General features: G+C 58.0%; 8 protein-coding genes. 6 read left to right on the forward strand and 2 right to left on the reverse strand.

The window, feature by feature from the left end; all coding sequences use genetic code 11:
* Positions 1–84 precede the first annotated feature (84 nt).
* The 3 genes from AAC083_RS15110 (at position 85) to AAC083_RS15120 (ending at position 3,036) form a co-directional block, all read left to right on the forward strand.
* Positions 85–750, forward strand: a complete 666-nt coding sequence (locus AAC083_RS15110) for a glycosyltransferase family 25 protein (protein WP_108535475.1) — start codon at positions 85–87, stop codon at positions 748–750.
* A 90-nt stretch (positions 751–840) separates the two neighbouring features.
* The gene (locus AAC083_RS15115; RefSeq protein WP_108535476.1) at positions 841–1,869 is read left to right on the forward strand and encodes a glycosyltransferase family 9 protein; all 1,029 of its coding nucleotides are present in this window, start codon (positions 841–843) and stop codon (positions 1,867–1,869) included.
* Between the two features lie 54 nt (positions 1,870–1,923).
* Positions 1,924–3,036, forward strand: a complete 1,113-nt coding sequence (locus AAC083_RS15120) for a glycosyltransferase family 9 protein (RefSeq protein WP_108535477.1) — start codon at positions 1,924–1,926, stop codon at positions 3,034–3,036.
* Here the strand turns inward: AAC083_RS15120 and AAC083_RS15125 are convergent.
* Positions 2,972–4,039 (reverse strand): glycosyltransferase family 9 protein, encoded by a 1,068-nt coding sequence (locus tag AAC083_RS15125; protein ID WP_108535478.1) that lies wholly within the window; start codon positions 4,037–4,039, stop codon positions 2,972–2,974. The two genes, AAC083_RS15120 and AAC083_RS15125, sit on opposite strands and share 65 nt — an antisense overlap.
* 167 nt (positions 4,040–4,206) lie before the next feature.
* The gene (locus tag AAC083_RS15130; protein ID WP_108535479.1) at positions 4,207–5,070 is read right to left on the reverse strand and encodes a YicC/YloC family endoribonuclease; all 864 of its coding nucleotides are present in this window, start codon (positions 5,068–5,070) and stop codon (positions 4,207–4,209) included.
* A gap of 277 nt (positions 5,071–5,347) precedes the next feature.
* Here AAC083_RS15130 and rph point away from each other — a divergent pair, with 277 nt between their 5' ends.
* The 3 genes from rph to AAC083_RS15145 form a co-directional block, all read left to right on the forward strand.
* The gene (gene rph / locus AAC083_RS15135) at positions 5,348–6,064 is read left to right on the forward strand and encodes a ribonuclease PH (protein ID WP_021138508.1); all 717 of its coding nucleotides are present in this window, start codon (positions 5,348–5,350) and stop codon (positions 6,062–6,064) included.
* Between the two features lie 81 nt (positions 6,065–6,145).
* On the forward strand, positions 6,146–6,799 hold the full coding sequence (gene pyrE / locus AAC083_RS15140; RefSeq protein ID WP_108535480.1) for an orotate phosphoribosyltransferase: 654 nt from the start codon (positions 6,146–6,148) through the stop codon (positions 6,797–6,799).
* Between the two features lie 191 nt (positions 6,800–6,990).
* The coding region (locus AAC083_RS15145; RefSeq protein WP_181364594.1) for a heavy metal translocating P-type ATPase at positions 6,991–7,833 on the forward strand (843 nt) is incomplete at its 3' end.

Genomic DNA, 7,833 nt, shown 5'->3' on the forward strand with positions numbered 1-7,833 from the left:
GTTTGATATGATGTTGCGAGAACTTTTATAGACTATTTTCTCACCCTTATTCACTGGATGAGGGGTTTCTGAACGGTAGATAACATGATCCCAGTTTTTGTCATCAGTCTTTCCCGTAGCGCCGAACGCCGAGAGATGGCGCTCAAGCAGATGAAGCATCTAGGCATTGAGTTCAGCTTTTTTGATGCCATTGATGGCCGTAATTTGACGGAGGAAGATGTTGGGCTTGTTGATATGGTTGCAGCCAAGACCTTTTCAGGCCATGAACTGAGTCATGGCGAGATAGGGTGTGCACTGAGCCATATCAAGCTCTACGAGATGATGGTGGCAAAGGGAATCGAGCGTTGCGTCATTCTGGAAGATGACGCTTACCTACACATGCACTTCAAAAAAATCGTTGAAAGGATAGTTTCATGCAACAGCTCTGACATTGCTTTTCTGCACCATGGCAAGGCTAAAAAGTGGCCTCTTTTGCGAGCCCTGCCAGAGGGTTACCGGCTTGCCAAATACAGGACGCCCAGCAAACACTCCAAGCGTGCTGTGTTGTCTGCTGCCGGTTACATGTTGACGCTGAGGGGGGCCAAAAAATTATTGGCCAAGGCCTATCCGGTGCGAATGCCGGCGGACTACCTGACGGGTCTCCTGCAGCTGACTGGCCTGAGCGCTTCCGGCGTTGAGCCCTGCTGTCTGGATGTGGATCTCTTTACCACCACGATTGATGATCGGGCTTATGGCCACTATCTGGGATAGGCATGGGTTGAATAATAATGCCTCTGTCATGGCAGTGGATAGCCCTGACAGCACGGGGTAGAAGATAGGCTGTTGCATTCTGGATAACGTATGAATTTCAAAAAATTGCTCATCAATCAGATTGCCAAGTGGATGATTGGCAGGCAGCCTCTTGCCATTCCTGGTGCGGTAGAAGTGGAACCGACCCGTGTTCTGGTGATTTGCTATGACGCCATCGGCGACTTCATTCTCTCCCTGCCCGCCATTGCCCGGCTCAGGGAGATGTACCCCGCCGCTCGCCTTGAGCTGGTGTGCAGCCGGCGCAACGAGATGCTGGCGGCCTCGGTCGCCGGGATCGATGAATGCCATGTGATCACCTTGAACGATACCCTGTTATCGGCGGGTATGTGGTGTAAGCTGCGTGAGCTCAGGCACCGGCAGTATGACATCGTCATCAACCTGTTCGATGAGCCCGATGACATTGCCATGGCCAAGCTGTTGTTTCTGGCCAATGGTCGCCTGCAGTCATTGCCCTTGCGTTTCAAGAGCGAAGCGCAGCAGCGGGTGCTGCGACTGTTCAACCAAAAGGCCACCATAGTATCGTCACGCCCCATCCGGGAGCATTTTGTCTATCGCATGCTCAGCGTGACAGGTGATCAAACGCATGTGCCGGTCACTATACCGTCACCTTGCAATGAGCAGCTGGATACTCATGCTTATGGCCCCTATCTGCTGGTTAATCTGACGGGAAGTCAGGTGGGCAATTCGATGGTGGATCAGCAAATCAACGGCATTCTGGCCCAATTGCCAGTGTATCCGGGGGTTTCCTACCTGGTCTTCTCCAAGCGCCCTCTGGCATGTCAGCGGCAGGATATGACAGCTCTGTTTCCCGACACCATTCTCGATGCCGCCAAGCTCATCAAGGATGCTCGGGGTGTCATCTCGACGGATACCTCTATCATCCATATCTCGTCTTCGTTCGGGGTGCCCACTCTGGTGTTGATGAACAACGAGTCCTGGCGCGATGCGTTTATTCCGCTCTCTGGCCGCAATATCATCCTGAGATCGACCACGGATAACCTTTCCGCGCTTTCGCCTGTCGAGATCAGCCGTCAGGTCGATGCCCTGATGACACTGTAGTGGTGTCAGCCTGTTATCATATCTCCCCAATTCAACGGCCATCCTGGTAGATTCATGTCATTAATCAACGATCTGCAACTCAAGCGTGACATTTTTCGCCGCAAGGTGGGACGGTTTCTGTTTGATCGAAAACGGCCTGAACCCACCAGGGAGAGCGAGGGAAAAGTCGTCCTGCTGCGCTGGGATGCCAAACTGGGCGATGCGATCGTCTCGTCCTGGGTGGCCCGTGAGCTAAAGCGAGTCAACCCGGCACGTGAGGTGTGGATCGTGACAACGGCAGCCATGGCTCCCCTGTTTCGCGAGCATTTCGGCATGGATAGGGTCATCGAGGTGCCCAAGCGCCCCGGTTATTGTCAACTCAGGCGGTTGGCACAGTCACTGGGGGAGGTCGGTTGCCTGGTTCACTTTGGCAAGATGTTGAAGATGAAGGATATCTTTTTCATCAGTCAGGTCAGGGCAGATTGGGTCGCCGGCATGGACGACGCCCTGCAGGCCATCAATCTCAAGCTGGGAGCTGCGTCCAGCGGCATGCACTTCTCCGACAAGTTTGCCCTGCTGTTGAATCGACTTGGGGTGGCAGATCCGGATCAGCGCTACATAATCCCGGCTCCGGGCCAGGAGGCGTCGGTTGCGAGCTGGTGGCCCGATGATGTCGTGCTCTGCTTCAACCCTTATGGCAGCGGCAGCTCTCGCCGTCTGAAGCCCGAGCTGATCCGGCAGATGCTGGAGAGGATGCTGGACGCTTGCCCATTTGCTATCTGCCTGCTTTATCCACCAGGCATGGAGGCTGAAGTAGCGGGGATCCGGGCTGGGCTCTCCCGACCCGAGCGGATGGTATTGTCACCCGATGCGCCTTCGCTGGCGGGCCTTTTCGCCCAGGTGCGCCAGAGTCAGGGCCTCATCTCGGTTGATACGGCGACCATACATATCGCGGCCGGGTTGAAGCAACCCATTCTGGGTCTCTACAACCCGGATATAGGGGGCGGCAACGAGAATTTCATGGAGTGGCATCCCAATTCCCCACTGGCGACCGTCCTGTTCTCGGAGAATCTCCGTGAACAGGACATCAACTCTCTCAACCTGACCGAGTTCGACCGGCTATTCAGGCAGTGGTTGCTTGCCAATCAGGCAGCGCTGTCAGTCGGGCAATCACCAGCTCAGGCGTGATGGCGCGCAACAGGGTGTCGTCGATGAAGTCTTTCTCCGCATTTTGCGGTAGCTGGAAGGCCGGCCCCTTGGCATCGAAGATATCGATGGCTTGATAACGGGGGTGGTTGACCGGATTGGCAATGATCTTGTCGCCGCCGGGGGCCACTATGGTCAGCAGGGGCAGGTCGATGGCCTGGGCCATGTGGCGGGGGCCGGTATCGTTGCCGACAAACAGTTTGCAGTGGGCAAACAGTCCCACCAGCTCCCGCACCGAGCGGGTCTTGATCTGATCAAACACGCTGCCCTGCAAGGCGGTGGGCAGCAGCGGCTTGAGACCGCGGTTGTACTCCTCTTCCCCTGGCCCGCAGTAGATCAGGATCTGGGCGTTGTGCTGCTCGATGAGCCACTGGGCAACCTGGGCGAAGCAGTCGATAGGCCAACGTTTGTAGTGCCCCAGCGAGTTGACCCCCATGGCGATCAAGGGCCGAGCGAGATCGATGCCGGCCGCCTGCAAGGTTTCACGTCCCTGCTGTTTCTCCTCCTCGCTCAGCCAGAGATGGTAATTACGATCTTCTTTGGCCAGGTTGAGGGGCTTGAGCAGCGAGAAGCGGTCGTCGATCAGGGTACTGTTACCCTGGAATTCGGTGTCTTTGCGAAAGCGTACAATGCGGTTGTGGCCGAGCCGCCAGGGGAAGGAGTCAAATCCTATCCGCAACCTGGCGCCGGAGAAGAGGCAGGTCAGCAGGCCTATCATCTGGCCCTGGCTGTTGACCACCACGTCATAGTGTTCGCGGCGGATATCCAGCAGCAGGTCCTTCATGTAGCGCCAGTCGTTGCGTCTGGCTTTCTCTATGATGAGGAGTCGATCAATATTGGGATTGCCCTGCGCCATACCCGCGCAATAATCCATGACCAGATAGTGAACTTCCCCGCTTGGATCGTTCTGCTTGAGGTTGTTGCACAGCGCGGTGGAGATCAGCACATCCCCTATCTGTTTGGTTTGTACTACAAGGTATTTCATAAGGCAGGCCTCAATAGAGGTCGTTGTTGGGCATCAGCGTGACAGCATACCGCACAAGCGAGTCAGATGCTGTCGGACAGGAATGAAAATCCGATCTGGCTCAAGCCAATAGCGGTGTGGTGCAGGCATGGAGTAGAAGCCCGTCGTTGACGGGCTTCTTGCATCCATTACTCTATGTTCTGGATCTGCTCGCGCATCTGCTCGATCAGGACTTTCAGCTCGACGGCGGACTGGGTCACCTCGGCGTTGATGGATTTGGATCCGAGCGTGTTCGACTCGCGGTTGAACTCCTGCATCATGAAGTCGAGACGGCGGCCACAGGCGCCGCCCTTCTTCATGATCTTGATGGTTTCGCTGATGTGCATCTCCAGACGATCCAGCTCTTCGGCCACGTCGATCTTCTGGGCCAGCAGCACGATTTCCTGCTCGATACGGGCCGGATCCAGCTCCACCTTGGCTTCGGTCAGGCGATCGGTGAGCTTCTGGCGCTGCCATTCGATGATCTGCGGCAGGTGTATGCGCACCTTCTTCACTTCCACCTGGATGCCATCCAGACGCTGCTGGATCAGGTTCTTGAGGTTGGCACCTTCGCTGGCGCGGGAGGCGAGGAAATCTTCCATGGTCTGGTCAAACCCGCCGAGCAGCTCGGTGGCGACGGCGTCCATGTCTTGTTCGGCGGCGGCCATGACACCCGGCCAGCGCAGCACGTCGACCGGGTTGAGCTGGCCCTGGCCCGCTTCTTTCATTACCCAGTTGGCGCTGTCGATGATGAGCTTGGCCAGCTCTTCATTGATGTGCAGCTGGCTGGCAGCGGCCTGAGCGGCTTCGAAACGCAGGTTGCACTCCACCTTGCCGCGTTGCAGCTTGGCACGGAAACGCTCACGCAGCACCGGCTCCAGGCTGCGCAGTTGCTCCGGCAGACGGATATAGGTTTCCAGATAGCGCTGGTTGACCGAACGAATTTCCCAAACGGCTGTGCCCCAGTCGCCCTTGAATTCCTTGCGGGCGTAGGCGGTCATGCTGTGAATCATTGATTGTTCCGGGCTTGATGAAGTGTGCGGCCAGTATACTCAGCCAGACTTGTCCCGTCAGCCATGGCTGTGGCTTTAGAACCTGTTCCGGCTTTTGTGGGACTGTGTTGAGCCCTGCCCGGTGCTGCCCTGAATCCTCATTGAGGGCGATAAACGTGGATTCCTGCTCGGTTCCTCACCACTCACGACCGATCAGGAACAGCGTCTTAGCGGCTGATATTTGGGGCTGGATCACTTATACTCCTGCGCCAATTCAGCCAGCCCAGAGGTCCGTTCCATGTCACGTCCCAGCGATCGCAGTGCCGCGCAACTTCGCCCGGTTACCATTACCCGCAATTTCACCAAACATGCAGAAGGCTCAGTGCTGGTGGAGTTCGGTAACACTCGCGTGCTCTGCACCGCCAGCGTCGACACCAGCGTTCCGCGCTTCCTGAAAGGGAAGGGTCAGGGTTGGGTCACTGCCGAATACGGCATGCTGCCGCGCTCCACTCACTCCCGGATGAACCGCGAAGCGGCTTCCGGCAAGCAGAGTGGTCGTACCCTGGAGATCTCCCGTCTGATCGCCCGCTCCCTGCGCGCGGCGGTAGACCTGACCGCACTGGGTGAGCACTCCATCACAGTTGACTGTGACGTGTTGCAAGCCGATGGCGGCACCCGCACCGCCTCCATTACCGGTGCCTGTGTGGCGCTGGTGGATGCGCTGAACTGGATGGTCGAGAAGGGCATGCTCAAGCAGAGTCCGCTCAAGCAGATGATCGCCGCCGTCTCTGTCGGCATGTATCAGGGCGAAGCCATCTGCGATCTGGAGTACATCGAAGACTCCGCCGCCGAGACCGACATGAACGTGGTGATGACCGAAGATGGTCGCATCATCGAGGTGCAGGGCACTGCAGAGGCCGAGCCCTTCACCCATGAAGAGCTGCTGGCGATGCTGGGGCTCGCCAAGGGCGGCATTGAAGAGATCATTGCGCTGCAGAAGCAGTCACTCTCCTGATTTCTGTTTTGAAAAACGCGGCATTGACCGCGTTTTTTTATACCCCACACCAGTAAACGACAAGCCAAGCAAGGAGCCAGAATGAAAGCCTACCAGCGTCAATTTATCGAGTTCGCCCTGGAGAAACAGGTCCTCAAATTCGGTGAATTTACCCTGAAATCCGGTCGTAAAAGCCCCTACTTCTTCAACGCCGGTCTGTTCAACAGCGGCCGCGATCTGGCCCGCCTCGGCCGCTTCTATGCCGCCGCTCTGATGGATGCCGGCACCCCGTTCGATGTGCTATTTGGCCCGGCCTACAAGGGGATCCCCATCGCCTCCGCTACCGCCGTGCAGCTGGTAGAGCAACATGATGTGGATGTGCCCTGGTGCTTCAACCGCAAGGAGGCCAAGGATCACGGCGAAGGCGGCAATCTGGTGGGCAGCCCGCTCAAGGGTCGTATCATGCTGGTGGACGATGTCATCACCGCCGGGACCGCCATCCGCGAATCCATGGATCTGATCCAGGCCAACGGTGCCTCGCTGGCTGGCGTGCTGATCGCGCTGGACCGTCAGGAGAAGGGCAAGGGCGAGCTCTCCGCCATTCAGGAAGTGGAGCGTGACTACGGCGCCCACATCATCGCCATCATCCAGATGAGCGATCTGATCCATTATCTGGAAGAGAAGCAGGCCGAGCAGCCGGCGCTGGCGGCGCAACTGGCGGCCATGCAGGCTTACCGCGCCCAGTACGGCATCTGATCGCCCGCTGTTCTAGCGCTAACAAGCCATGCATCGGCGCTCGCCTCTTGCCCGGGTAATCCGGCAGGGGGCGGGCGCCGTTTTTTCATGTTTAAAAAGTGCGAGTCGTGACTTGAGCTTGCCCTTAGAGTAAAGGTTAGGGTTTGGCGGTCGGCAGCCAGTTCGGCCGATTGGTTCCGAGGAGGAACAGCATGAGCACCCCACTTCAACACCCCATTCATCTGCAACTGCCGCTCAGTGGTATGAGCTGCGCCAACTGTGCCAGCCGCATCAGCACAGCACTCAACAAGCTCGACGGCGTGACGGCAACCGTCAACTTCGCGTTGGAGCAGGTGGCCATCGAACTGGGTGACCCGGCCAGCTTGCCCGCGGTACTCGACAGCATCACCGGGCAGGGTTACGGCTACGGCCACGAAACCCTCTCCTTCCAGATCAGCGGCATGACCTGCGCCGGTTGCTCCGCACGTCTCAACAAGATGCTGGCGGCGCTGCCCGGCGTGCTTTCGGCCGAGGTCAATTTTTCCATCGAGCAGGCCCGCATCGAGCTGGTGCCCGGCATGCAGACCCCGGCCTCGCTACGCGAACATATAGAGGCGCTCGGCTTTGGTGCCCAGCTGGTGCAGGGCTCGGCCAGTGCGCGCCGCCAACAGCTGCAGGCCCGTGAAGAGCAGGAAGCGGCCGCCACGCACAAGGCGCTGATCCAGGTTGTGATTTCGGCCCTGCTGACCCTGCCGCTGTTGGTGGGCATGATCGCTATGGCGGGGTTGCTCCCCTGGCATCTGCCCGCCTGGCTGGAGCTGCTGCTCGCCACCCCGGTGCAGTTCTGGATTGGAGCCCGCTTCTATCGCGGTGCCTGGCTTGCCCTCAAGAACCGCTCCGCCAACATGGATGTGCTGGTGGCGACCGGCACCAGTGCCGCCTACTTCTACAGCCTCTACCTGCTGCTGACGCTGGGGATGGCCGCCAGTGGCAAGCTCTATTTCGAGGCGAGCGCCATCATCATTACCCTGATTTCGTTGGGCAAACTGCTGGAG

The sequence above is a fragment of the Aeromonas sp. HMWF014 genome (assembly GCF_963878295.1).
Lineage (GTDB): Bacteria > Pseudomonadota > Gammaproteobacteria > Enterobacterales > Aeromonadaceae > Aeromonas > Aeromonas popoffii.